This window comes from Streptococcus mitis (assembly GCF_047464965.1).
Lineage (GTDB): Bacteria > Bacillota > Bacilli > Lactobacillales > Streptococcaceae > Streptococcus > Streptococcus mitis_DU.
In genome coordinates, this window is the sequence record NZ_JASHAT010000003.1 from 1 (window position 1) to 25,972 (window position 25,972).

The following is a 25,972-nucleotide window of genomic DNA, read 5'->3' on the forward strand; positions in this document are numbered from 1 at the left end:
GTTTTCGGAACTTTGAAAACTTCAAAAAACGGATTTTTATCGCTCTCAATATCAAAAAAGAAAGGACGAAATGTGTCCTTTCTCGATCTTAGCTTTTCTTCAACCCACTACAGTTGACAAAGAGCCAAAAAACCTGACGAATCAAATGATTCATCAGGTTTAAACAGATATGTTTATTGCAAACAAATCATATCAATCAGAAAGCTTAGTCTTCTTTCTTCTTGCGAGCTACAAGACCAAATCCACTCAATACTCCTAGAAGTCCAAGTGCTACAAGGTTAGCATGGTCTTCTGTACCAGTATTTGGCAATTCACGCTTAGCTTCAGCTTCTTTTACTGCTGTTGCTGGTACTGGTTGTGCTGGAGTAGCCGGTACTTGAGGTTTAGCTGGCTGTTCAGGCATTGCTGGAGTAGCTGGCTCAACTGGTTGTACTGGTTTTTGAGATTGAATCTTACGGTAAACATTACGAACATTTCCATTAGCATCTGTTTCTGTACGAACTAACTCATAACCTTCTAATGACTTACCTGGATGTGATCCATTTTCATTTGGAATAATCAATTCACCATTTTCATCTACATAAGTTGTTAATACTTTTTCTGTAACTGGTGTTGGTGTTGGATTATATGGCTCTGTTTGAGGAATAAGTGGTGTTGAAACTTTCTCATAAACGTGTTCTACATCGCCATTTGGAAGTTTCTTAGTCTCTACGAAGCGGTAACCTGGGATATCTTTCTTAGGTTGGTCGCCATCTTCACTTGGATTTCCTGGAATCTCGTTTCCGTCTTTATCCTTGAATGATGTCTTAACTTTTTCGTAGACGTGCTCTGTATCTCCATTTGGAAGTTTCTTAGTTTCTACGAAGCGGTAACCTGGAATATCTTTCTTAGGTTGGTCGCCATCTTCACTTGGATTTCCTGGAATCTCATTTCCTTCTTTATCCTTGAATGATGTCTTAACTTTTTCGTAGACGTGTTCTGTATCTCCATTTGGAAGTTTCTTAGTCTCTACGAAGCGGTAACCTGGAATATCTTTCTTAGGTTGGTCGCCATCTTCACTTGGATTTCCTGGAATCTCATTTCCTTCTTTATCCTTGAATGATGTCTTAATTTTTTCGTAGACGTGCTCTGTATCTCCATTTGGAAGTTTCTTAGTCTCTACGAAGCGGTAGCCTGGAATATCTTTCTTAGGTTGGTCGCCATCTTCACTTGGATTTTCTGGAATCTCATTTCCTTCTTTATCCTTGAATGATGTCTTAACTTTTTCGTAGACGTGTTCTGTGTCTCCATTTGGAAGTTTCTTAGTCTCTACGAAGCGGTAGCCTGGGATATCTTTCTTAGGTTGTTCGCCATCCTCTGTTGGATAGTTTGGAATTACGTTTCCTTCTTTATCCTTGAATGAAGTTGTGACTTTTTCGTAGATGTGTTTTGTATTTCCTTTTTCATCCACTTCAGTCTTAACAATCTTGTATCCTGGGATATCTTTAGTTGGTTTAGTTCCATCTTCTGTTGGTGAAAGTGGGTTACCATCTTTATCAACAAATGAAGTATCAGGACGAACTGTTGGTGTGTAAGTAGCTGTTACTGGTGTGCCGTTCTTGTCTACACGTTTAACTGTTACACCTGTTGCTTTACCTACGAAGTCAGGGTCTGGTGTGAAGGTTACTTTACCGTTTTCATCGATTGTGTATGTTCCTTCACCTGGTACTTTCTTCTCAGTTGTGCCATCGTCAAATGTTGGTTTAACAGTTTCATCGATTTCAACTGGAACTTCCTTACCGTTGATTGTAACTTTTCCACCTTCAAATGTTGGTGTTCCTGATTGAGGTTGTCCTTTTGGACCTTCTGATTCAGTGTCTTTTGAAGTTGGCGTTACTGGAACAACTACTGGAGTGTACTTAGCTGTTACCGGTGTGCCATTCTTATCTACACGTTTAACAGTTACACCTGTTGCTTGACCAGTGAATGTTTTCTCTGGGGTAAAGGTTACTGTGCCGTTCTCATCGATCGTATATGTTCCTTCACCTGGTACTTTCTTCTCAGTTGTACCATCGTCAAATGTTGGTTTAACTGTTTCGTCGATTTCAACAGTTTTTTCTTCACCGTTAACTGTTACTTTTCCACCTTCAAATGTTGGTGTTCCTGATTGAGTAGCACCTTGAACATTTGTAGTGATAACATCTGAACTTGTTGGTGTTGCTGGTTTCACAACTGGTGTGTAAGTGGCTTTAACTGGTGTTCCATTCTTATCTTCACGTTGAACTGTGATACCTGTTCCTTTACCTGTGAAGTTCTTCTCTGGTGTAAATGTAACTGTTCCGTCAGGTGCTACTTCGTATGTTCCTTCACCTTCAATAGTTACTGAATCAACAGGATCACCTGTTTTCGGATCTACCAATTTAGCTGGTTTATCAGATAATTCTACAGTTTTTTCTTCACCGTTAACTGTTGTTTTACCTGGTGTGAATACTGGTTTACCTGTTTGAGTTGAACCTTGAACATCTTCTGTTACAGCGTCTGTTCCTGTTGGTGTTACTGGTGCTACTGTTGGTGTGTATTTAGCTGTTACTGGTGTACCATTCTTATCTACACGTTTAACGGTTACGCCTGTTCCTTTACCTGTGAAGTTCTTCTCTGGTGTGAAGGTTACTGTTCCGTCTGGAGCTATTGTGTATGTTCCTTCGCCTGGAATTACTTTTTCTTTTGAACCGTCTTCGAATGTCGCTGGAGTATCATCATCCATTGGTACTTCATCAGCCCCTGGTGTGAATGTTGGTTTGCCAGTTTGTTCTTTACCTTGGATGTCTGTTGTTTCAGCTGGTTCTGCTGTTGGAACTACTGGTGTTACTGTTGGGGTGTATGTAGCTGTTGTTGGTGTTCCATTCGCATCTTTCGCTTGAACTGTCGCTGGTACTGGAGTACCTACAAAGTCTTTGTTTGGTGTGAATGTTACTTTACCTGTTGTTGGTTCGATAGTGTATGTACCAACTGTGTTTCCTTTATCATCTTTTGCCGGAATTGTTGTTTCATCAGTTGGGTTTCCAGTATCTGGATTAATCAATTTCGCTGGTTGCTCATTATCAATCTTCATAGGAACTTTATCGTCACCTTGAGTGAATGTTGGAGTTCCTTCTTGAGGTTGTCCTTGTACACCTTCAGATGTTGTTGGTGTTCCTGTTGGTTCTACCGGAGTGATGTTTGGAGTATAAGTTGTCGTTACTGGAGTTCCATTTGTATCTTTAGCTTGGATAGTAACTGGTTCAACTTCTCCTGCATATGTTTTATCAGTTGGTGTAAATACTGCAGTTACTTTACCGTCTACAACTTTAAGTGTGTAAGTACCGATAACGTCTCCCGCTGGGTTTTTAGCTGGTACTGATGTAGCTGGCTGTCCATCTTCATCTAATAGTGTAAATGAATCAGTTTTAAGTGGTACTTCTTTTTCAACACCGTTAACAGTTGCTTTACCAGGTTTGAATGTTACTTCTTTAGATTGTTCAACACCTTGTACATCTGTTGTTTCAGCTGGTTCTGCTGTTGGGGTTACGCCTACGATTGTTGGTGTGTAAGTAGTTTGTACTTTTGTTCCATTTTCATCTTCAGCTTGTACTTTAGCAGGTTGAACTTTACCAACATAAGTCTTATCAGTTGGTGTGAAGATTACTTTGTTAGTAGCTGGATCAATTGTGTATTCTCCAACCTTGTTACCTTTCTCATCCAATGCATCTACTGGTCCAGTTGCTTCTGAGCCATCTGCATTCAACAATTTAGCTGAGTTTGCTTTGATTGGAACTGATTTCTTCTCACCACCAATTGTTGTTTCACCTGGTGCAAATGAAACTGTTCCTTCTTGAGTTTCACCTTGAACTCCTGTTGATTCATCTGGAGTTGCTGTTGGCGTTACGCCTACGATGTTTGGAGTGTAAGTTGTTGAAACTTTTGTTCCATTCTTATCTTCTGCTTGAACCTTAGCTGGTGTAACTTTACCAGTGTAAGATTTGTCTGTTGGTGTAAATGTTACTTCTCCTGTTGCTGGGTCGATTGAGTAAGTACCTACTGGAGTTACTCCATCTTCAGCGTATGCTGGAGTTGTTTGTCCTGCTGGAACTTCATTTCCTTCTTTATCTAGAAGTTTATGTGAGTTTTCTTTAATTGGTACTTCTGCATTTCCTTCTGTAAATGTTGGTATTCCTTTTTGTGTTTCACCTTGAATACCAGTTGAAGTAGCTGGATCTGCTGTTGGTGTTACAGCTGTTACTGTTGGTGTATAAGTGGTAGTAGCTGTAGCTGTTACAGGATTGCCGTCTTTATCTTGACCTACTTGTGCTGTTAGGGATACACCTACTCCAGTTGCAGTTCCTGTAAATGTTGGAAGTGGTTGGAATGTTACTTCTCCTGTTGTTGGATTGATTGTGTAAGTTCCTTGTCCTTCTACGGTTACAGATGTTGCATCAGTTACTTTTCTTGTTGCTGGATCTATTAATTTAGCTGGGGAAGTAGCACTTGGAGTTACTGGTGTTGGATTCTCTGTATCTGCACCTGCTGTAAATGTTGGTGTTTTCTTCTGTGCTTTACCTTGAACATCAGTTGATGTTTCTGGGTCTGCTGTGATTTCTTTTGGAGTAACTGTTGGAATATAAACAGCATCCATAGTTTTTGTAGTCGTTGAATGTGTACCATCATTGATGTTTTCAAGACCGTTTTGAGCTGTTAATGCAGTCCATCCAGTAGATTCACCATTTGAGTCCACTGCTCGTAGTGCAATACCATCAGCTTTACCTACAAAGTTAGCTTCTGGAGTGAAGATCACTTTATCTTCTAGCACTGTGTATGTACCTTGACCTGGAACTTTAAGAGTATCAACTAGGTTGTCACGATCAACAATTTTAACGCCACCTTGAGCTTTCTTAGTAGTTTCAGCGCTGATTACATTGCTTTGTTCAGTATACTGAATTTTACCGTATGAGTTGAAGGTAGTTTTACCGTTGTTAGAACCTAAGTCAGATGCATCGTCACCTAATGGACGTGTTCTGAACTCGATACCAACTGATTGAGTTTCACCTTGTTTCCCAGTAGTTTCTTCTTTATCTCCACGTGGTGGGTGAATTACTTGAATTTGGTTATCTTCTACTTCCCCTGAGTAAGCAATACCGATTGGTTTTTCTACTTGAGATTCTTCTGTAGCAATACGCACACGGAAGTTTACAACATTTTTAGTAGTATCAACTACTTGAGTATTTGTAAATGTTAATTCTACTGTTTGATCATTTCCATTTACTTCCGCAATATTAGATTCTTCACCTTTATCGAATTTACCATTACCATTGAAATCGATAAATCCACGAACATAAGCTGGTTCTACAGTACCATCAAATTTTTCATTTCCGTTAGCTGAAGCACGAACTTTAATTTTATAAGTGTTATCCGGACCTCTAACTAATTGAACTTCTGGACGACCTGTATCTTTGTTGATATGTACATTGTCTGGAGCAATAAGTTGATCTACACCTTCATCGGCAGTCTCTTTATCATCATCTGAGTCAACACCAATTACACGAGTACCTGGAGCTGAGTCGATATCAGCTTTTACTTTACCTAAGTATGGTTGTTGGATTTGTTTAGTTGCTTTAGTTATATAATCAACAGTTTGTGTTCTTAAATAGTGTTCAGCAACACCATAAGACTCTGGAAGATCACCAAAGTCAGAGAACTTGACCCCAATCATAGATGATTGTTGACCACCAGCCATGATATATAGTCCAACTTCACTTACATTAGCAGTAGATACGATAGGGTTAGCATAGTTTCCACCATTTGAATACGCACCAAATACTTGAGAGCCCAAGCCTGCAGTTGCAGCATCTTTAGTAGAGAAAACTCCTGCTTTCAAAGCTTTTTCAAATTCTGGTGTATTCCAATTTGTAATAGGAACATTTGTATTAAATCCTTTAAACTCAGTGACAGGTTTATATGGCTTGTTTTGTTTATCATTCCCTAGCACACCTGCAAGTTCCCAAGGTGTACCATTGGTAGTATAAATTTCAGCTTCTAATGAACCTGCACTGATATCTTCACCAGATGCCATTACGATACCTGGTTTAACTGGTTTTCCATTATATGTTGCTGAAACAGAGAAAAGCACACCTGCTGCTTGACCGTCTCCAGGTTTACCATCCGCTTTAGTACCTGCAATCGTAGTTTTAGCACTTCCGGTGTCGATACCACTCGCTTTAATGTTTGTATATCTTGTTTGCGCTGAACCACCTATTCCAGTTGGTTGGTTAAATTTATTTTCCTTGTTCGGATCATAAGAAGCTGCGTGTTCAGTACCTGCTACACGATTTTTATATACTTCAGTTGATTCAAACGGTTTTAATTCTTTAACAGTTAATTTAACGATATAGCCTGGAATCAATTCTTTAGTATAGACTGATCCAACTTTTAGTTGTCCGTTTGCTTCGCGGTTTTCCCAAGCAGCATTATCACCAAAGTCTAACCATTGGATTTGATCATTTAACTTGGCAATTTCTTTTTTATCAGTTTTTATAGGAACATCAGCTAAAGAAGAATAACCGTGATCTTCTAACCATTTTGTACCTGTTTCAGTAGAGGCATCTTTAAGACCTGTTGTTTGTACTTCATCTAGGTTAACAGCAAATTTACCATCGCGACCAATTCCTGCATTTTTTAATTCATTATATACTGCAAGAATAGACTCGTTCAGACGCTCCAATTGAGCATCTACTTGCTCTTTTGTAACACTCTTATCAGCTAAAAGTGTTTTCGTTTCAGCAAGAACTGTTTGGTTTTTAGCTACTGCTGCTGTAACTGCTGCCTTGTTTTCTTCTTTAACGTCTGCCTTAGCAAGTTCAGTCTCAGCTAATTTGTTGGTTACTTCAGCTTCTGATGATACTTGTGTAAGAGTTGTTGTTGCTACTGAAAGAGCTTTTTCAGCTGGAGTTGCAGTTTTTTCTGCTTCTGCTTTCGCAGCTTCTTTTTCAGCCGCTTGTTTCTTATCGAAACCAGCAGTATTTGACTCAGTTACAACTGTGCTCAATGCTGATACAGTTTCTGCTTGTGCATCTACATCTGCTTGGCTAGCATCTGCTTTGGCAAGAGTTGCTTTAGCTGTTGCCAATACTTCCTTAGCTGAACTTACTACTGTAGCATCTGCATATTTAGCAGTTGAAAGTTTAGACTCTAAAGTTGCAACACTTGCTTCAAGGATAGCCTTGTTTACTTTCTTATCCTCTTCTGCTTTCACTTCAGGTTTTACAGTTTCTACTGTTTCAGCTTTAAGCTCGGCCTTTTCCTTCTCCTTATCATCTTGACTAGGAGCAGGTGTTGAAATAGCTGTTTCAGCTGATTGTACTTCAGTTGCTGATACCGCACCGTTACCTAGGAACATCAAACCAGCTGCAATCGCTACTGATGCCGCTCCAAAGCTATACTTACGAATACCGTAACGAATGTACTTTTCCGTTCGAAAATCTTGTTGTTGTTTGCCTTGCATGAGACCCACAACCTCCTTATAATTTATTTCATTTTTAATGTACTTATGCACAAAAAATTCGGCCTTTTTAAACATTTAACATAACAATGTTTTTTTATGTCGAATATTCGTACTTTAGATACATTTTAATGATATCACACTCTTATATTATAAGCAAGCAATTCGACTAAAAATTTGCTCTATAGTAAGTAAATTTCACATTTCAAACTTATTTTCTTCTTTATAATAATAAATATATTTTTATATTTTAAGTGTTTATTCTCTTTTTAGTAATACGAAGATAAATTTTTACTATTTTTTATCGATTATTAGCAAGGCTATTCTCAGAAAATATTTGGAAATTTCAAAAACCAATGACTTTTACATCATTGGTTTTCTACTATATTCTTTCATCAGAAAGATTTTAATTAATCTTCCTTCTTCTTGCTAGATACAAGACTAAATCCGCTCAATACTCCGAGAAGTCCAAGTGCTGCTAGGCTTGCATTATCTTTTGTTCCAGTATTTGGCAACTCTTTTTGACCTTCAACATATTTAGGTGTTGCTGGTTATTTTGGTTGCTAAGGTACTACTGGCATGTCTGGAGTTACTGGTTTCTCAGGGCTTGTTGGCTCTTGTGGAGAAACTGGTTGTACTGGTTGACTTGCTTCAACTGAAGTTGGTGTTTGAACTTTTCTGAAGATATGTCTGATATTTCCATTTGGATCTGTCACAGTCTTCACATATTCGTAACCTGAAATTGTTCCTGGTTCTTTAGAACCTGGCTCAGTTGGTTTCAATGGATTTCCATTCTCATCAGTCCAAGTAGTTGTATTTTGATTACCTGGGTTTGGTTGAGGAACAGGTGAAGGTGTTGGAGCTGGTGGTGTTACTTTTTCGTAGACATGTTCGATGTCGCCATTTATAAGTTTCTTAGTTTTTACGAAGCGGTAATCTGGAATATCTTTCTTAGATTGGTCACCGTCTTCTGTTGGATAGTTTGGAATTTCGTTTCCGTCTTTATCCTTATGACTTGTCTTAACTTTCTCATAAACGTGTTCTACATCGCCATTTGGAAGTTTCTTAGTCTCTACGAAGCGGTATCCTGGGATATCACAAAATAAAACTAAAGACAAAAAGACGAGCACTTTCGTACTCGTTCTCTGATATAAACTACTGATTAAAGTGAGTTTACGTCAACTTTGATACCAACACCTTGAGTAGTTGTGATAGTCAAGTTTGTTACGTAAGTTCCTTTAGCTGTAGCTGGTTTTGCTTTTTGGATTGTTTCGTTGAAAGCTTTGAAGTTTTCAACCAATTTTTCAGCTTCAAATGATACTTTACCGATGATTGCTTGAACGTTACCTGCACGGTCAGCACGGTAAGTGATTTTACCACCTTTAGACTCTTCAACTGCTTTAGCAACATCCATTGTTACAGTACCAGTTTTAGGGTTTGGCATCAAGTTACGTGGTCCAAGGACACGTCCAAGACGTCCAACTAGAGCCATCATGTCAGGTGTAGCGATAACTACGTCGAAGTCCAACCAACCGTCGTTGATTTTAGCAACAAGGTCATCTTCACCAACAAAGTCTGCACCAGCAGCTTTTGCTTCTTCAGCTTTTGCACCACGTGCGAAAACAAGAACGCGTGAAGTTTTACCAGTACCGTTTGGCAATACCATTGCTCCACGGATTTGTTGGTCAGCTTTTTTAACGTCGATGTTCAAGTTGTAAGCAACTTCTACAGTTGCGTCAAATTTTGCAAAGTTAGTTTCTTTTGCAAGTGCTACAGCTTCTTCTACGCTGTATGCTTTTGTGCTGTCGATTTTCTCAAGAGCAGCACGAAGTTGTTTGCTTTTTTTAGCCATTTTCTATTCTCCTTGTAAGTGGTTCAATCGATTTTCATCTCCCACGTCACTCCTCGAAATGATGAAGTCTTGCGGGTTTTCAGTCTATTATTTTTCTCTTCCTACGGCCTTAAGCTCCCTTGCTGTACCCAAGTACAAGCTTCAGTCACTTGCCTAGTATGAAAAGCAACTAATAGACTGCTGTGAGATTTTCTACTGTGTTATTAATTAGTCAACAACAGTGAATCCCATAGAACGAGCAGTACCTTCGATCATACGCATTGCAGACTCTACGTTTGCTGCGTTCAAATCTGGCATCTTAGTTTCTGCAATTTCTTGTACTTGTGCACGAGTAACTGTAGCAACTTTAGTTTTGTTAGGTGTACCTGATCCTTTTTCAACACCTGCAGCTTTTTTTAAAAGAACAGCAGCTGGTGGTGTTTTAGTGATGAAAGTAAATGATTTATCTTCGTAAACTGAGATAACAACTGGAATGATCATACCAGCTTGGTCAGCTGTACGAGCGTTGAACTCTTTTGTGAATCCCATGATGTTGATACCAGCTTGACCAAGAGCAGGTCCAACCGGTGGAGCTGGTGTAGCTTTACCAGCAGGGATTTGCAATTTTACAAGTTTTTCGACTTTTTTAGCCATTTTTAAATCCTCCTTTGTGGTTTTGGCGGTAATTAGAGATTTTTACCTCCCACAAGTATGCTTTACACATACCCATCTATTATACACTATTTATCTAGAATTGCAAGAGAAAAGTTTATTTTTTAATCGACGTAATCTCCGCCTTCAAAGCCATAGTATTCTTCCAAACTGAGACCACTCTCAGCAATTGCTTTAGCTTCTTTTCCGACATAACGAAGGTGCCATTCCTCAGCCATATAGCCTGTTTCCTTTTCCTTGCCTTTGAGATAACGGACAACAAAACCATAATCAGCCGCATGGTCCAAGAGCCATTGGGCCGCTTTTTCTTCTGTCACCAAATCACCATTTGTCCCAATCACATCAAAGGCTAAACCTGTCTGGTGTTCACTATAGCCAGGTCGAGCAGAGTAACGGTCAGCTGCTGCCTTCCCATCTTGGTTGACATAATCTTGATAGAGTTTGGTCTGAGTTTCATAACTTCTAAAACCACTGTAATGATCGCTAATCGGGAAACCTGCCTCTTGCATCGCTTTGATGAGTTTGACCAACTCAGCCTTGGCTGTTGGATTTTCCCCTGGATTGTAGTCTTTTGACAATGGATAGTGTTTATTGGCTATGATGATTTCATCGTATTTCCCTTGGATGCTGTAGTAGTCTCCTTTGTTAACCACTTCTGCTTTTTTCTGGGCAGCTTCTTGAGACTTATTTCCGACTGTTCCATCAGCTTTGGCTGTTTGTTCTGTCTTAGCTGCGCCATCTTCATTTTTTGCTTTTTCTTGTGAACAAGCTGCTAGACTCAAGGCTAGCAAAGCTGTCAAGATAAGGTATCTTTTTTTCATTTCTACTCCTTTATTTCTAATAATTTATCTACTTCTAACGATAAACGTTTGACTAATCTTTTAATCTCATCCGGTTTTGCTTGGCAGGTTTCTGCTGTCATTTCTTCAAAAGGAACCCACCAGACTGGACCACGTCCCTTAAGACCGTGTCCATTCAAATCACCTCTTCGTCTAGGAAACAGATGCCAATGAAGATGGGCATCGCCATTTCCTAGCAGTTCGATATTCATTTTCTCAGCAGCAAAGGCCTTGGCAACTGCCTCTTGGACTAAACTCATTTCTTCTAGAAAATGGAGTCTTGTCTCCTTTTTCAAATGGTGCAATTCGGTGACATGTTCCTTGGCTAGAAAGAGACTATAGCCTGCAAAATACTGGTGGTCTCCAACCACAAGATAGCCTGTTTCCAACTCTTTGACAAAATAGGGACTTTCTCCCTTCTTGATGAGCTCAATTCTCTGGCAAATCAAACACATATTAGTCTACCAATGCGCTCTTAAGATAAGCATCAACCATACGTTCCGTTGCAACCACCGAGTCAATATGAGTGCGCTCATATGAGTGGCTAGACTCGATACCAGCACCAAGTAGAGCGTGTTTAACCTCAGCCCCTGCAGACATAGCCGCTGAAGCGTCCGAACCATAAAATGGATAGATATCCAACTTAAATGGAATGTCTTGTTCTTTCGCCAAGGCAACCAAGTGTTGACGGAAGTCATAGTGATAAGGTCCAGAAGCATCCTTGACACAGATAGACACTGTATATTCGTCAGTTTGCTGGTCATCTCCCATAGCTCCCATATCCACAGCCAGATATTCTACTACCTGAGCAGGGATATTAGAATTAGCACCGTGGCCCACTTCTTCAAAGACTGAAAAAGCAAAATGGGTTGTTACGGGCAATTCAATCTTCTCTTCCTTATAAATACGAAGCAGATTAAGCAAAATCGCTGCACTGACCTTATCGTCCAAATGACGAGACTTGATAAAACCTGTCTCTGTCACGACGGTTCGTGGATCAAAGCTGATAAAATCACCGACCTCAATACCAAGAGCACGAGTTTCTTTTTCATTGGTCACTTTTGCATCCAAACGCACTTCCATATTGTCCTGAGTGCGTTCTGCAGTTCCTGCATCCTTATAGACATGGCAAGAAGTTTGGTGGATGAGGATGGTTCCTGATACTTTTTCACCTGTGCTAGCTACGTGAACAGTACAGTTTTCTCCTTCAATCATGTTCCAAGGGAAACCACCGATACGGTCCATTTTGAGACGGCCGTCTGGTTTGACAGCACGGACAATAGCACCCAACGTATCCACATGGGCAGTCACATAGCGGTGCTCTTCATCATTTTGACCTTTGATGGTCACATTGACACCGCCCTTGGCTGTGCGAACCGGCTGGTAACCAAAACCTTCTAGAGTCTTGACTAAATAGTCCGCAATCTCACGAGTGAAGCCCGTTGGCGATGCAATAGCTGTCAGTTCTTTGATATATTCTACTGTTTGATTCATTTCTTCACCTCTTTTGCTACCTATTATAACACATTTATCATCGGATAAAAAAAGAAAATCACTCCTGCAGACTTGGCTACAAAAGTGATTTTAGTGATTATTCCATTTCAAAAACATCGCTTTCTTGCTTGTTTGGTAGAACCAATGAGAGCAAGATTCCGACAATGGCTGGTACCAACCATGGGAGTGATGCCTTAGCAAAAGGAAGAGCGTTGACAAGATTCGCAAGAAACTCAACCTTAAACGAGCTTCCTAGTACGCTTGCAATGGCAATAGCTGTAACAATAGCAATTGTCAACTGCATACCTGGTTTTGAAAGAGCCACAAATTTGTTGACAATGACAATCATAACGATAGCAATCGTGATTGGGTACAAGATAACCAATACTGGAATGGAGTACTTGATAATCGCATCAAGACCCAAATTAGCAATGGCAAATCCAATCAAGGTAAAGGCTGTCGCATAAACCTTGTAGCTGATTTGTGGGAAGCGCTCATTAAAGAACTCAGCTGTAGACACAATCAAACCAACCGTTGTTGTGAAGCAGGTTACGGTAACCATAGCTGCAAGGAAGAGTTGAGCTGTTGAGCCAAAGATTTCTTGAGTCGCTTGTGACAAGATGTAAACACCTGGCGTTCCACCCTTCATCGCTTCAGCTGGTACTGGGAAATGATTTCCAAGGAAACCTAAACCGATGTAAAGAGCGCTGAAGGCAAGGGCAACAACGATACCAACAACCCAAATAGTTGAAATGTATTCTTTCTTACTTGAAAATCCAAGTTGTTTCAAGGTTTGAACTGCGATTACGCTAAAGGCAACTGAGGCAAGGGCGTCCAAGGTATTGTAACCTTCTAGGAAACCTGTACCAAAGGCAGAAGCTTGATAAGCAGTTGAAGCAACTTGAGGACTGGTTCCACCGTATTTGAAAGCTCCCAGAACAACCAAGATAACAATCAAAATCGCAAAGACTGGAGTTAAAATACGGCCGATACGGTCCAAAATTTTTGATGGATTAAGCGAAATCAAATAGGCTGCTGCAAAATACAGAACTGTAAAGACAATCAAACCAAGACCTTTATTTGCATCCGACAAAAGAGGACTAATCCCTACTTCGTAAGCTGTTGTAGCAGTACGTGGGATAGCAAAGAATGGACCGATTGACAAGTAAAGAACTGAGAGGTAAAGAGTCGCAAACCAAGGCGCTATCTTTGTTGAAATCTCGTAGATATATCCTTTAGGATTTAGCGTTCCAATAATAAGAGTCAAGACGGCGATACCGACACCTGAAAAGACAAAACCTGCGATGGCAGGAAGAAAATGTTCTCCAGATAGAGCACCTAGAGAAGGCGGAAAAATCAAGTTCCCCGCACCAAAAAATATTCCAAACAGGAGTAAACCTGTTAGGGCACCTTTTTTAGCCATGAAAATCTCCTTCATATTTATAAAATACTGACCTAGTATATCATGAATAGGAGTATGAAAAAAGCTTCACGAAGTAAATATTGAATGTTTTCAAGATTCTTAAAAATGAGAATTATCTAAAAATAAAATCCCCTACCCAGTCCACACCAAGTAGGAGAAAATTCTAATGTTTATACTCTTCGAAAATCTCTTCAAACCACGTCAGCTTCACCTTGCCGTACTCAAGTACAGCCTGCGGCTAGCTTCCTAGTTTGCTCTTTGATTTTCATTGAGTATTATAGTTCTTCAAAGGCCATCATGCCACCTTGGACATTGATAACCTCATAACCTTGTTCTGATAGGAATTGGCAAGCACGCGCCGATCTCATTCCAGATTTACAAATAACATAATGTAACTGATCCTTGTCCAATTGATCATAAGTATCAGCTAATTGACTCAGAGGAAGATTCTGAGCACCTTCTAAATGAAGAGCTTCAAACTCATCCACTTCTCTCACGTCCACTAGAGAAAGTTGGTCATTTTGGTAAAGCTGGTAAAATGCGTCAAAGGAAATTTCTTTCATTCTTTTTCTCCTAATACTCTTCGAAAATCAAATTCAAACCACGTCAGCGTCGCCTTACCGTACTCAAGTACAGCCTGCGGCTAGCTTCCTAGTTTGCTCTTTGATTTTCATTGACTATAAAATAGTTTTAATTCTTTTTTTCAAATCTGGCACCACTTCTGACTCAAACCAAGGATTTTTGGCCATCCAGATTTGATTTCGCGGCGAGGGGTGAACTAGTGGAAAATAGGTTGGCAAGTAGTTCTGGTAATGTTTTACCCGTTCTGTCACTTTGCCACTGACTTTCTCCTGTAAATAGTAGGCTTGGGCATATTGGCCAATCAAGAGGGTCAATTGGATATCTGGTAATTCTTGCAAGAGCTGTGGATGCCATTTTTCTGCAAAATCTGCTCTCGGTGGTAAGTCTCCTGACTTGCCATGTCCTGGAAAGTAGAAATCCATAGGCAGAACAGCAAAATATCCTGAATTGTAAAAGGTATCTTCATCCACACCTAGCCAGTCTCTCAGGCGGTCACCACTCTTATCTTTCCAATAAAGTCCTGCTTCTTGGGTTTTAAGCCCCGGTGCCTGACCGATGATATTGATGCGAGCAGTCTTTGGTGCTGCAAAGAGAGGCTCAATGCCACGCTCTGTATAGGTAGCATTCTGCGGATCTGCCATAATAGCCTGCTTGATTTTTTCAATTTGAGACATCTACTCTCCCTCCAAAAAGAAGTCCAAGCATACAATCTCAGACTTCTATCGTTTTATTTGATCAATTCGTAAATAGCTTCGGCATAGATTGCTGCTGCTCGGAAGAGATCATCCAAGGCGATAAATTCATTAGCTTGGTGCATGGTGTCAATTGAGTCTGGGAACATAGCACCGTAGGCAACACCGCGTTCTAGCAAACGACCAAAGGTTCCACCACCGATGACTTGCTCGTGACCTTTAAGACCAGTTTGTTTTTCATAGACATTCAACAAGGTTTGGACAAGTGGATCTTCCATTGGCACATAGTGAGGCGTGTGACCGTGTTCAGAAAGGCTAACAGAAGCAACTGGCAAGTTTTCAAGGATTGACTTGATTTGCTCTGGGCTTGTTCCTTTTGGATAGCGGATATTAAGGGCAATGGTATTATCAGCGCTTGTTTCATCAAAGCGGAAGACGCCAGCATTCATAGAAAGGGCACCCATCTTTTCATCCACATGGGCAATCTTGAGACTTTCACCCTCATGATCATTCAAGAGAATCTTACCAGCGATGTCAAGGTAGTCTTTGGCTGGACCAGCAAAGTCAAACTGGCTAAGGAAGAGGGCTAGGTAAGTCGCACCATTGACACCTGAAGCAGGCATAGCACCATGCGCTGATTTACCAATGATGGTAACCTTGTACTGACCGTTTTCTTCTTGAATTTCTCCTCTGAGTTTGTGTTCTGCAACAAAAGTATCTAGTTTCCCTTGCAAGTCAGCCAAATCACCTGAAACGACTGCTGTTGCTGATTCTGGTACCATGTTTTCACGCAAACCACCTGTAAAGCTGTGAAGACGGGCAGCACCCGCATTTTCACCTGCAAAGTGGAGGTATTCCGTGATATTTCCTTTTTCACCATTGATGATAGGGAATTCAGCGTCTGGAGAGAAACCAAAGTCTGGTTTTGCAAGTCCTACGTGCTCGAAATAGTAGTCCATGTCTGCCCAACCTGATTCTTCATCTGTTCCAACGATGAAACGAACTTTCTTAGAAGTTGGAAGTCCCAATTCTTTGATGATTTTCAAACCATAGTAACAAGCTGTTGTAGGTCCCTTGTCATCTGAAGCCCCACGCGCATAGAGACGACCATCTTTGATAGTTGGTGTGTAAGGGTCTGTGTCCCAACCGCTACCAGCTGGCACCACGTCCATGTGGGCAAAGATTCCGAGAACTTCTTCGCCATCACCAAACTCAAAATGTCCTGCGTAGTTATCAACATTTTTAGTTGGGTAGCCATCGCGGTCTGCGATTTCAAGGAATTTTTCCAAGGCTTTTACCGGCCCAGGTCCAAATGGATGCTCAGCATCAACCTTGCTATCATCACGTTCTGAGTTGATTTCCAAAAGGCTAAACAAGTCAGCCAAGAGGGCTTCTTTGCGTTTTTCTACTTCTGCTGTAAAATCAATTGCTGTCATTTTTTTCTTCTTCCTATCTTTTCTCGATGATTTCATCTACTGGCAAGCGGTAGCTTGGTTCCAATTTTTCGTCTGTGTAACCCACTGTAATCAAAAGTTCTGGGCGGAAACGGTCTTCAATTTCCAAAACCTCATTGACTTTTGATTTGTCAAATCCAAGGATCAAATTTGATCCGATTCCTTGGTCTGTAAGAGCCAAAACCAAGTTCATAGCAACCAAACCTGCATTGAGAGCTAGGTAGTCGCTGACTTGTTGTTCATTGTAGCGGGCAAATTCAGCAGGCAAATTCTTCATAAAATATTGAAGTTGCTCTTCTGAGAAATTGTTAGCACCACCAACTCGGGCAATCTTACGAGCACGTTTAGCCAAATCTGTGTCTGTAAACAAGGCAATAGTTACAGGCGCTGATGATACCTGTTCATAGTTTGAACCGTAAGCCAATTTTGCTAGTTCGGCATTTTTCTCACGTACCACCACAAATTTCCAAGGCTGGCTGTTGTGGGCACTTGGTGCCAAGGTTGCAATTTCGATAGCCGTACGCACATCCTTAGGATCAACTGGCTTATCAGTGAAATGCTTAGTCGCATGACGTTTTTTATTTAATTCAAGAAATTTCATAATCGATTTCCTTTTCTAATTCTACTGCTTCCATTCTACCATAATTTGAAAGAGCTTGCAGAGATTTTTCGTAGAAACAAACTGGAACAAGGATAAGCAACCGAATGAAGAAAACCATTTAAATCAGGAATCCCCTCATCCAGTTCCAATTAATTTTCAGCTGCTTAAAGAAACTAGTCCATCTTATATTCTGACTTTATAGCCTCCAAGAAATTCTTCACATCCTCTACATACCCATGCTTTTCTATTAAATTGGCTAAGAGTTTCAGATTGTGCCCCTGATAGTTGTCTTCTCGTCGTAGCTCTTCATACATTTCGATAAAAGGAAGCCCCTTGAATTTGGCCAACTCCAACTCCGCTTCATAGTCATAAGCGACTTTACGAAATAGGATATTTACCAATTCCCCATCTTCAACTTCTATCACGGCATACTGGGCACGGTGATTTTTTAACGCCTCCCAATTAAAATAGGGCATGCCAATCGACCCTGGATTGATGATTTGTTGCCCTTGACTGCCGTAACGAAGCAACTGCTTGTGGACATGACCATAGACTGCCACGTCCGTTTCCTCATCTAGCAGTTGGTCAAATTTTTCTGTATCATTCCCAACCAACAAGTCACCCCCATAATTTTTGTCAGGTAAATTATGAGAGATAGAAAAGCGCAACCCAGCAACCTCTTTCTTTTCCAGCAAAGGCAAGCTTCGTAACCAGACAATCGTTGCAGGATCCATTCGCTCCATCAAAAACTGGGTCATTCGCATTGACTGGATTTCTTGTGGATGTTCCAAACCATATTCACCATCCAAGGCCTCAAGGACACAATCATCCCAATTGCCTCGAACACTGGCTGTGATAGGAAGGTCCTTTAGCAGGGCTACCAAGTCACTTGCACCTGGACCGGGAAGAAAAATATCTCCCAGAAGCCAGTATTCACTGACTCCTTGATTTTTAGCATCTGCAATCACTGCTTCTAAAGCCGTCGCATTTCCATGAATATCTGATAAAATTGCGATTTTATGTTTCATTGTGGTTTCCTTCCGTTTGGTAATCTACTCTTTCTTCCGCCACTTGAGCTAATTCCACTGCTTCCTGCGGGTTCAACTTCCTCTGCACAGCCTCTGCAACAGCTCTAGGTACTCCAACATCGACAATCTCATCCACACTGGCTTCCTTGATTTTTGTTAGAGACTTGAAATGCTTCATGAGATTCTGCTTGCGTTTAGGTCCCAGCCCTTCAATTCCATCCAGTTGTGATGAAAAAGAATTTTTCGAGCGCAGTTGGCGATGGAAAGTTATAGCAAAGCGGTGGACCTCATCTTGTATACGTTGGAGGAGGAAAAATTCCTGAGAATTGCGAGATAACTCCACCACCTCAAGCGGATCTCCAAAGAGCAATTCATGGGTTTGGTGCTTATCATTCTTTTGCAGACCTGCAATGGGAATATCCAAGCCCAGCTCCTCTTGAATGACTTGCTTGGCAATATTGACTTGACCTTGTCCCCCATCAATCACAATCAAATCTGGAGGAGTCAAACCGTCACGCTGTACTCGACCATAGCGCCTGCGAATGACCTCTCGCATACTAGCATAGTCGTCTGGCCCGACGACAGTCTTGATTTTATACTTACGGTAATCCTTCTTACTAGGTTTTCCGTTGACAAAGACCACCATGGCTGAAACAGGACTAGTTCCCATGATGTTGGAGTTATCGAAGGACTCGATGCGAACTGGGGTGGGAATTTGGAGCAAACGACCTAGATTTTCAATAGCTCCTTGGGTCTTTTCGACAGATTTTTCTAACAAATTGAACTTCTGCTCTAGACTGACTCGAGCATTCTTTATAGCCAAATTGACTAGTTGCTTTTTCTCTCCACGCTGGGGTTTGAGAATCTTGGTATCCACCAAGACCTTGACAGCTTCTTCGTCAATATCCTGCGGAATCAGCACCTCATTGGGAACTAGATGAGATTTTTCTTGATAGAATTGTCCTACATAGGTTAGAAAATCCTCATCCGGATCATTGTAGTAGGGGAATAGATTGACGTCACGTTCAATGAGTTTTCCCTGACGGACAAAGAAAACCTGCACACACATCCAACCCTTGTCCACATAGTAGCCAAAGACATCACGATTCTGGAGATCCTTAGCCATGACCCGTTGCTTGGTTCGAAGCGTTCCAATAGCCTGAATCAGGTCACGGTATTCTGCCGCACGTTCAAACTCCATAGACTGGGCTGCCGTTGCCATTTTGCCCTTGAGGTCATCAATGATTTTGTCATCCTGCCCTTTTAGGAAATCAGAAACCTCCTGAGCCATAGACTTGAAGTAGGACTCATCCTTCTTACAGATAGTGTGGGCCATGCATTGGCCGATATGGTAGTAAAAACAGACCTTATACGGTGGATTGGTACACTTTCTAAAAGGGAAAATTCGATCCAGCAGCCGCTTGATTTCATTGGCTGCCCCCACATCTGGATAAGGTCCAAAGTAGAGACCGCCGTCCTTCTTGACCTGACGGGTGATAATTAAACGAGGATAGCGCTCATTAGTGATTTTGATGAAAGGATAAGACTTATCATCCTTGAGCATGATATTGTATTTAGGCTTATTTTCCTTGATCAGATTAATTTCTAGGAGAAGTGCCTCAATATTAGACTCCGTAACAATAAATTCAAAATCTACAATTTCAGACACCAGAGCTTCCGTCTTGGTATCATGACTTCCACGAAAATAGGACCGCACGCGGTTACGCAGATTTTTAGCCTTTCCTACATAGATAATGGTACCGTTTTTATCCTTGTGAATGTAACAACCAGGGCTGGTCGGCAAGAGCTCTAGTTTTGATTTAATCAAGTTGTTCATAATTCCATTATAGCAAAAAAGTAGGGAAAGATTGTTCCCTACTCACTAGTCTCATATATTTTTCGAAGGTTTGCAACATCCTCTTCCTGGATACCATAAAAGGAACCCGCAGGTTGCATGACAGACTTCTCATCTGTATGGTCCAAGCCAATCGCATGACCCAACTCATGTTCTGCCGTATGGACAACGCGCTCATAGGAATAGCCATAGTCAGGATTGGACAGATAATAATGATTCAGACGCACCGTTACAGACAAGAATTGTCCTGTTAAGAGATTGGTCTGACTTTCCGCCTCTCCTGCCACAGGAGTACCTCCGTCATTCATCTCCGTAGCCAAGATATCTGCCTTGCTGGACTCGGTGACAATTTCAAAGTTAAAAGCACCCGTTTGATTCCAATTCTGAATCGCTTCTAAATAAGCTTCTTGAAAGCGTGAATCCATCTGGGGATCCAAGTAAATACGAGCAGAGGCCTGTGGCCACCTTCCTTCAGAATGCTGGTGGCTATCTGTCTGGTTCAACTTAGGCAGTTGCCCTGTTTTTTCCCATCGGTCGATACTTTGTTGACCAATCTTGACTGACCGTTCTGCCTGCTTTAGCGCTCCTTGAAAATCCCCGTTCAGATAGCAGAGAAGTCCGAAAGCAAACGCACATAAGAGCACAACTATCCAAACCAGGCGCCAAAACAAACGCCACACAAAAGAAAAGAAAGCCCCTATCAAACAAAAAATCCAGCGCATGTCTCTCCACCTTTCTAGCAAATAAAGACTATTTTACTAAATCAAGCTGAAAGAAAGCTAAATACTGGCTTTTTCATCTTAACGTCCTAATATTTTTTTGAATAACTGAATAGCTTTGTATTTTAAAGGTGATGGATGGTAACGGAAAGTACCCGCTTTGCGTACAATATAGCCATTAAAATTTTGTTTAAAACGCAAAACACCATCACTACCATCAAAAATCCCTTGAATCCCTAGGAAGTTGTATTTAGGGATCCCACGTTTTATGCTTTCCAACATAACATATTTCTGAAGCAAAGCTGGTGCATAAAATTTATTAAACTCAGTATAGGAACCACTAAAAAGATAGGTCGTTTCTTGAGGCATATAAATAAATAAACTACCTGCTAAGACAAGATCTTTCTCTCCATATTTTTCAATCAACTCTCGTGCTTCTGCTTTTCGAACTTCAAAGCTTTCATACTGCCTAGCCAATTCTTTGTGTTCTTTTTTCTTTTGTGCAGAATCTGGATATTGTTCTAATAAGAGTAGTGAGGTAGCTATTTTTTCAGATAATTCTTTTTGCTTATGTATTAAATTTTGTATATATTCTCCTAAATTTAGATTAGCAATTACAAACTCCGCTTGTTCTCCAAATGAATCATAAAAGTGCTCATAATATTCTAAACTTTTATCACTATATTCTCTACGTTCAGAGGTTTCTTTTGTTATATTCTTAAAAATTGAAAGTTCTTCACGATTTAATTTTTTCAACTGAATACCAAATGTATCAGCCTTTTTCACCAAAGCTTTCCCCTTTTTACTAAAACTGTTAAGCAAGGTCTTTTCAGTTAGCTCATTCAAATCTTTACAATATAACCAATCCGGTTCTCCACCTGGGTAACCTGTTTTTAAACCATCAAATTGATAACCTAAATCAGTTAAACCTTGAATAATACTTTTTTTCTCAGCATCTATTGGATTACCTTCACTATCAAAAGTTTGATAAGTTTCATAAGGTTTTACAAGCAACTCTAATACACCATTTTGCTTGGCATATTCTTTTAACTCCGCATAAAAAACTGGAAGAGCATCTTGTTGGGTATAAATCGGCCCCGAATTGAGCTCCATATGCAGACCACCCAGCATGGGCAAGCTATAAACCAGAGCTGCAACTTGAATCTCTCCTTCTTGTTTCAAAGCAAGATAAACAATTCGAGCCCCTCTTTTTTCTAACAAGTCCCCCATCTGAACAGATTGCATAAAGGAACGAGAAGAAACCTGATCAGAATAAGCCTGAAACTCTTCTTTCATGAGTGTAGTTAGTGCCATATACTTACTTTCTATGTTTTTTTCTTAATGTTTTACGGAAATCAAGAGCAAGTCTTAACAGAGGATAGAGAGGATGGGTAGGCATTGTAAATTCACCCAAGTATTCTTCAATCGTTGGATTAAAATTAGCTTTAAAACGATAGAGTCCACCATCTAAAGCATTCTCGACGCCTCCTAAATTTTGCCATAAAATGCCACGTTCAAAGGAATATTGAGCTGTCTCATACCAAGTCAAAATAGGGGCTTTATATCGTCTAAAATCTTCATCCATTCCTGCGTATAGATTGACAGAAGTTTGTCCGAATTCTAAAGTCAAGGTAGCCGCTAAAGGAACTCTTGCTTGACCTGCATCTATATATTCCTGCAAGAAATCTCTTTCTTCTACCAAACGCTCTTTTTCCTTCTTCTGGGCTTCTACTTTTGAAGTTCGAGTCGACTCAGTAAACGCCTCTTCCAACGCTAAGTTTTTCGCTAACTGTTCTTCTAATTCTCGTAAACGCTTAGCGATATCCAGAGTAGCCAGCGTAATGTAGGCCTTGTCCTTAAAATTATCTAACAATTTTTTATAATAGGCTTCATTCCTCAAATGGATATCTTTTCGCTTCTCAGTTTTTTTCATCAAAAACGAGAAAGATTCTAACAATTCATCTCTACCAATCTGAATCTCTACACCCTTATTTCGAGCGGATCGAATAGCTTGTTTTGTTGACTTGCAAAGTTTATCTTCTGTAAAATTTTCCTTGTATACTTTTGCCTGAATACGAGGCTGAATGGTATCTCCCATTCCATCGGTCTTTCCTGACCACCTTACTCCCATTCTTTGCAAATTTTCAATAATAGCCATATTTTCAGGATATTCTATTTTTTCATGCTTGATTGAACTTTGCGATAGGCAAATACTTGGGTCAAAAATCACAAAAATCGCTCTCTTGCTTCGAGCATAGGACTTAATGGATTGAAGAACAAAGTTCAAGAGTTCAGCATCCTTATAATCTAATACAGGACCTCTTGGGATATAAAACATTCTATAACCTAGAGGAAGAGTTTTAATCAAAATACTAGCTGTAGCCAGTAATTTATCTCCTCGGTAGGCGCCAAACTTTTCATGTTGCCAATCAGACTTAACCTCTTCCCAAGCACTACTTTGTAATACATTGACTAATTCATGTTCTTTAACAAACTGATCATATTCTAATGTGGGAATGCCAATTTGATAACGATACATCTCTTACTCTCTTTCCAACAATAATAGAATTTAACTACTATTCTACTATTTTTGTTTAGAAAGTCTAGTAAAAACATATTTTAGTTTCTATTCCATAGAAGACATGGTTATTGAAAGAGTAATACAAACTAAACTAGCTTAATCTCTCTTCTAATTTGAAATCGATTGGTAGGGTTGCTAAGAACCGTTCCAATTGTTTTTCCCAGTAGTACCATTCGTGAGTTCCAGCACTATGGCTATAGGTCACATCAAAACCTAATTTTTTGAGATTTTTCACTGCTAGATTATTGGCTTCGTACAAGAAATCCTGCTCGCCACACCAAGCCCAAAGTTTGGTCTTTTTATCCGATTTTTTAGCCAGACTTTCAAGAGAATAAGGACTAGCTGTCCAGTCTTTAATCTCTCCAAAAACACCTCTCCAATAAGCTGGTGTTCCCAAATCTTGGCTCTCAGGAGAAAAATCTTGAAAGCTAAGAGCACCTGAAAAACTAGCCGCATGAGAAAAACGATTTGTAGCAAGAGCCAATTTGAAACAGCCGTAGCCTCCCATAGAAAGGCCAGCGATAAAGGTCTTTTCACGCTTGCTAGTCATATTAGGGAAGAAGCGTTTCAGAACCTCTGGCAATTCCTCTGCTAGAGCTGTGTAATAGTCAAAACCATATTGGGTATCGGTATACCAACCGTTGCTGGTATTGGGCATGACGACGATGAGATTGGTTCCTCGAAGCAAGCGTTCTACATTGGTCCGCTTGAGCCAACTATTATGATTACCAGACATCCCGTGCAAGAGGTACAAGACTGGAATATCTTTACACTCTGGTTCTTCCACTCGATTAGCATCAGGATAGAGGACATTCACTCCCCACTCCATATCCAAAACTTGTGAGTAATACTCGATTTTCATTACTGCCATAATTTTTCCTCTATTTTTCTATAAGAAAAAGCCGAAATTCGACTTTCTCTCCGTTTATTTCATCGCTTATTTTGCTTCCATGACTACTGGTAAAATAGCTGGACGACGCTTAGTTTGATCAAAGAGATACTTGGTCAGATTATCACGAACCTTCCCTTTAAGATCTGCCCAGTCAAAGTCATCTCCTTGAAGATAGTCTTCTACCGTCTGATTAATCAATTCTGAACTTTCACGGAGAATATCACGGCTCTTCTTGAGATAAACAAATCCACGCGTGTGAACACGAGCCTTGGCCACAATTTTCTTCTCACGACGGTTAACGGTGATTGCGACGATGAAAATTCCATCTTCTGACAAGACCTTACGGTCACGAAGAACCACATTACCAACATCACCAATGGCATTCCCGTCAATCAAGACATCCCCTGCCGAAACCGCGCCAGCTGGGACAAAATCGCCATTCTCATAAGCCATGCTTGTTCCCTTTTTAGGGATGAAAATGCGTTCTGGCAACATACCTACTGCCATAGCAGCCTTAGCATGAGCATCCAACTCACGGTATTCTCCTTGAATTGGGAAGAGATACTTGGGTTGCAAGAGGTTAATCATCAACTGCAAATCACGCGCATTTCCGTGACCTGACACACGCAAGCTTTGAGTGATCAGTTTGACAACCCCGCCAGCTTGGTAAATCATGTTCTCCACACGCGCCATGACCGCCTCTTTGGCGATAGACGGAGTCGTTACGATATAGACCAAGTCACCATCCTTAATTTCCACATAACGGTGACGAGCAATCGACATTTTACGAAGACCGTTGATAGGCTCACCCATACGGCCTGTCTCAAGAATAATCAACTCATGGTCCTCAAAACGAGACATATCTTTTGGTTTAATCAAAAGACTTTCGTTAGCTAGAGACAATTTCTTAAGACGAATAGCAGTGCGGACGATATTTTCAATATCGAATCCTGTCAAGACCACACGACGGCCTGTTGCATCCGCAGCGTCAAACACCTGCTGGATACGAGAGAGGTTGCTGGCTACTGCTGCAACAATGATACGACCATCCCAGTCCGAAATGGTTTGAGTGATCTCGTCCCCAACTTCACTTTCGCTAGCCACTTGGATATTACTGTCCGCATTGGCTGAATCGCTAAGAAGAGCTAGAACTCCATCACGACCGATTTCTGCCAAACGAGCAAAGTCTGTGGCATAAGATTCACTAGCTGTCTGGTCAAATTTGAAGTCACCTGTATAAACGATGCTACCTTCAGCTGTCTTCAAGACCACACCCAGACTTTCTGGGATAGAGTGGGTCGTACGGAAGAAGGACACCACAGTCCCGCCAAAATCAATCTCCGTATCCTCATCGATAACATGAAAATCATTAAATTTCTTAACTGTGTCATTTCCTTTGACAAAGAGTTTTGCCAACTCAATGGTCAACTCAGAGCCAAATACAGGTACCTTGGCTTCAGCCAAGAGATAAGGCAGAGCACCAATGGCATCCGCATGGCCGTGGGTCAAGAAGACCCCAGCGATACGATCGCTATTTTCAAAAAGATAGTCCATATTGGGAATGACCACGTCCACCCCTAGTTGTTCATTTTCAGGGTATTTAAGACCTGCATCCAAAACGAAAATAGACCCATCGATTTCAGCGATATACATATTTTTCCCGTTTTCACGCACACCGCCAAGTGTTGTTAAACTGATATTACTCATTTTTCCTCCGAAAGCTTAGTTTATCTTGATTATAGGGTTACTTACCCTCTTATTCTAAAAGCACTACTTTTAGCCGAATCTTTTCCTACCAT

18 protein-coding genes and 1 pseudogene are annotated in these 25,972 nt (G+C 40.6%); all 19 read right to left on the reverse strand.

What is annotated here, in order from left to right:
• Nucleotides 1–205 precede the first annotated feature (205 nt).
• The gene (locus QM408_RS02390) at nt 206–7,513 is read right to left on the reverse strand and encodes an Ig-like domain-containing protein (protein ID WP_414373462.1); all 7,308 of its coding nucleotides are present in this window, start codon (nt 7,511–7,513) and stop codon (nt 206–208) included.
• Between the two features lie 407 nt (nt 7,514–7,920).
• Nucleotides 7,921–8,607: pseudogene (locus QM408_RS02395) on the reverse strand (LPXTG cell wall anchor domain-containing protein); the annotation flags it as partial.
• 65 nt (nt 8,608–8,672) lie between these two features.
• On the reverse strand, nt 8,673–9,362 hold the full coding sequence (rplA, locus tag QM408_RS02400; RefSeq protein WP_001085675.1) for a 50S ribosomal protein L1: 690 nt from the start codon (nt 9,360–9,362) through the stop codon (nt 8,673–8,675).
• 207 nt (nt 9,363–9,569) lie between these two features.
• Entirely contained in the window at nt 9,570–9,995 is a 426-nt protein-coding gene (gene rplK / locus QM408_RS02405; RefSeq protein ID WP_001085807.1) for a 50S ribosomal protein L11, read from the reverse strand.
• Nucleotides 9,996–10,117: 122 nt separating this feature from the next.
• Nucleotides 10,118–10,834, reverse strand: coding sequence for an LD-carboxypeptidase LdcB/DacB (gene ldcB, locus QM408_RS02410; protein WP_223340408.1), 717 nt, complete (start codon nt 10,832–10,834; stop codon nt 10,118–10,120).
• Between the two features lie 2 nt (nt 10,835–10,836).
• Nucleotides 10,837–11,307, reverse strand: a complete 471-nt coding sequence (locus QM408_RS02415; RefSeq protein ID WP_414373465.1) for an HIT family protein — start codon at nt 11,305–11,307, stop codon at nt 10,837–10,839.
• Between the two features lies 1 nt (nt 11,308).
• A complete protein-coding gene (locus tag QM408_RS02420) occupies nt 11,309–12,346 on the reverse strand; it encodes a M42 family metallopeptidase (protein WP_238095803.1) in 1,038 nt (345 codons plus the stop codon).
• Between the two features lie 97 nt (nt 12,347–12,443).
• Nucleotides 12,444–13,769 (reverse strand): branched-chain amino acid transport system II carrier protein, encoded by a 1,326-nt coding sequence (gene brnQ / locus QM408_RS02425; protein WP_049502024.1) that lies wholly within the window; start codon nt 13,767–13,769, stop codon nt 12,444–12,446.
• Between the two features lie 275 nt (nt 13,770–14,044).
• A complete protein-coding gene (locus QM408_RS02430; protein ID WP_025172880.1) occupies nt 14,045–14,332 on the reverse strand; it encodes a rhodanese-like domain-containing protein in 288 nt (95 codons plus the stop codon).
• 114 nt (nt 14,333–14,446) lie between these two features.
• Nucleotides 14,447–15,025 (reverse strand): uracil-DNA glycosylase family protein, encoded by a 579-nt coding sequence (locus QM408_RS02435; protein ID WP_033686520.1) that lies wholly within the window; start codon nt 15,023–15,025, stop codon nt 14,447–14,449.
• Nucleotides 15,026–15,078: 53 nt separating this feature from the next.
• The gene (gene pepV / locus QM408_RS02440; RefSeq protein WP_000125031.1) at nt 15,079–16,479 is read right to left on the reverse strand and encodes a dipeptidase PepV; all 1,401 of its coding nucleotides are present in this window, start codon (nt 16,477–16,479) and stop codon (nt 15,079–15,081) included.
• Between the two features lie 13 nt (nt 16,480–16,492).
• A complete protein-coding gene (locus QM408_RS02445) occupies nt 16,493–17,098 on the reverse strand; it encodes a nitroreductase family protein (protein ID WP_000670177.1) in 606 nt (201 codons plus the stop codon).
• A gap of 173 nt (nt 17,099–17,271) precedes the next feature.
• The gene (locus QM408_RS02450) at nt 17,272–18,126 is read right to left on the reverse strand and encodes a metallophosphoesterase family protein (protein ID WP_000680852.1); all 855 of its coding nucleotides are present in this window, start codon (nt 18,124–18,126) and stop codon (nt 17,272–17,274) included.
• Complete coding sequence (gene uvrC / locus QM408_RS02455) at nt 18,116–19,963, reverse strand: excinuclease ABC subunit UvrC (RefSeq protein WP_001061166.1); 1,848 nt, start codon at nt 19,961–19,963, stop codon at nt 18,116–18,118. Before uvrC ends, QM408_RS02450 begins: the two co-directional genes overlap by 11 nt.
• Nucleotides 19,964–20,001: 38 nt before the next feature.
• Complete coding sequence (locus tag QM408_RS02460) at nt 20,002–20,703, reverse strand: M57 family metalloprotease (protein ID WP_001267186.1); 702 nt, start codon at nt 20,701–20,703, stop codon at nt 20,002–20,004.
• A 78-nt stretch (nt 20,704–20,781) separates the two neighbouring features.
• Nucleotides 20,782–22,014, reverse strand: coding sequence for an aminoacyltransferase (locus QM408_RS02465; RefSeq protein WP_414373473.1), 1,233 nt, complete (start codon nt 22,012–22,014; stop codon nt 20,782–20,784).
• 4 nt (nt 22,015–22,018) lie between these two features.
• On the reverse strand, nt 22,019–23,239 hold the full coding sequence (locus tag QM408_RS02470; RefSeq protein ID WP_414373476.1) for a peptidoglycan bridge formation alanyltransferase MurM: 1,221 nt from the start codon (nt 23,237–23,239) through the stop codon (nt 22,019–22,021).
• A 133-nt stretch (nt 23,240–23,372) separates the two neighbouring features.
• Nucleotides 23,373–24,152: an alpha/beta hydrolase gene (locus QM408_RS02475; RefSeq protein ID WP_064276312.1), complete on the reverse strand. Its 780-nt coding sequence runs from the start codon at nt 24,150–24,152 to the stop codon at nt 23,373–23,375.
• A gap of 66 nt (nt 24,153–24,218) precedes the next feature.
• Nucleotides 24,219–25,880 carry a ribonuclease J gene (locus QM408_RS02480; protein ID WP_237447262.1) on the reverse strand — a complete coding sequence of 554 codons (1,662 nt, stop codon included), beginning with the start codon at nt 25,878–25,880 and terminating at the stop codon, nt 24,219–24,221.
• Between the last annotated feature and the right edge of the window lie 92 nt (nt 25,881–25,972).

What these genes read in the sequence shown, in the direction of transcription:
- QM408_RS02480 (WP_237447262.1), bottom strand. Translation starts at nt 25,880, where the DNA reads ATGAGTAATATCAGTTTAACAACACTTGGCGGTGTGCGTGAAAACGGG.
- brnQ (WP_049502024.1), bottom strand. Translation starts at nt 13,769, where the DNA reads ATGGCTAAAAAAGGTGCCCTAACAGGTTTACTCCTGTTTGGAATATTT.
- QM408_RS02420 (WP_238095803.1), bottom strand. Translation starts at nt 12,346, where the DNA reads ATGAATCAAACAGTAGAATATATCAAAGAACTGACAGCTATTGCATCG.
- QM408_RS02465 (WP_414373473.1), bottom strand. Translation starts at nt 22,014, where the DNA reads ATGGCACTAACTACACTCATGAAAGAAGAGTTTCAGGCTTATTCTGAT.
- QM408_RS02390 (WP_414373462.1), bottom strand. Translation starts at nt 7,513, where the DNA reads ATGCAAGGCAAACAACAACAAGATTTTCGAACGGAAAAGTACATTCGT.
- rplK (WP_001085807.1), bottom strand. Translation starts at nt 9,995, where the DNA reads ATGGCTAAAAAAGTCGAAAAACTTGTAAAATTGCAAATCCCTGCTGGT.
- QM408_RS02470 (WP_414373476.1), bottom strand. Translation starts at nt 23,239, where the DNA reads ATGTATCGTTATCAAATTGGCATTCCCACATTAGAATATGATCAGTTT.
- uvrC (WP_001061166.1), bottom strand. Translation starts at nt 19,963, where the DNA reads ATGAACAACTTGATTAAATCAAAACTAGAGCTCTTGCCGACCAGCCCT.
- rplA (WP_001085675.1), bottom strand. Translation starts at nt 9,362, where the DNA reads ATGGCTAAAAAAAGCAAACAACTTCGTGCTGCTCTTGAGAAAATCGAC.
- QM408_RS02435 (WP_033686520.1), bottom strand. Translation starts at nt 15,025, where the DNA reads ATGTCTCAAATTGAAAAAATCAAGCAGGCTATTATGGCAGATCCGCAG.
- pepV (WP_000125031.1), bottom strand. Translation starts at nt 16,479, where the DNA reads ATGACAGCAATTGATTTTACAGCAGAAGTAGAAAAACGCAAAGAAGCC.
- QM408_RS02430 (WP_025172880.1), bottom strand. Translation starts at nt 14,332, where the DNA reads ATGAAAGAAATTTCCTTTGACGCATTTTACCAGCTTTACCAAAATGAC.
- QM408_RS02460 (WP_001267186.1), bottom strand. Translation starts at nt 20,703, where the DNA reads ATGCGCTGGATTTTTTGTTTGATAGGGGCTTTCTTTTCTTTTGTGTGG.
- QM408_RS02475 (WP_064276312.1), bottom strand. Translation starts at nt 24,152, where the DNA reads ATGGCAGTAATGAAAATCGAGTATTACTCACAAGTTTTGGATATGGAG.
- ldcB (WP_223340408.1), bottom strand. Translation starts at nt 10,834, where the DNA reads ATGAAAAAAAGATACCTTATCTTGACAGCTTTGCTAGCCTTGAGTCTA.
- QM408_RS02415 (WP_414373465.1), bottom strand. Translation starts at nt 11,307, where the DNA reads ATGTGTTTGATTTGCCAGAGAATTGAGCTCATCAAGAAGGGAGAAAGT.
- QM408_RS02445 (WP_000670177.1), bottom strand. Translation starts at nt 17,098, where the DNA reads ATGAAATTTCTTGAATTAAATAAAAAACGTCATGCGACTAAGCATTTC.
- QM408_RS02450 (WP_000680852.1), bottom strand. Translation starts at nt 18,126, where the DNA reads ATGAAACATAAAATCGCAATTTTATCAGATATTCATGGAAATGCGACG.